Raw genomic sequence first — 201 nt, 5'->3', positions numbered from 1 at the left:
GGGGGTATAGCTCAGCTGGGAGAGCGCTTGCATGGCATGCAAGAGGTCAGCGGTTCGATCCCGCTTACCTCCACCAAGAACTTTTGGTCGTTGAAGTGGTGCAGTAGCTGTATGGTAGTTCCGCGGTCCCCATCGTCTAGAGGCCTAGGACATCACCCTTTCACGGTGAGTACAGGGGTTCGAATCCCCTTGGGGACGCCA

Annotated in this window: 2 tRNA genes; both read left to right on the top strand. The window is 57.2% G+C overall.

The window, feature by feature from the left end:
• Window positions 1–76: transfer RNA gene (locus tag ACL9RI_RS27805), tRNA-Ala, on the top strand.
• A 49-nt stretch (window positions 77–125) separates the two neighbouring features.
• A tRNA-Glu gene (locus tag ACL9RI_RS27800) sits at window positions 126–201 on the top strand.

The sequence above is a fragment of the Janthinobacterium sp. Mn2066 genome (assembly GCF_049319705.1).
GTDB lineage: Bacteria > Pseudomonadota > Gammaproteobacteria > Burkholderiales > Burkholderiaceae_D > Janthinobacterium.
The sequence above is the reverse complement of the archived record's forward strand: the minus strand, read 5'-3'. Positions and strand labels throughout refer to the sequence as shown.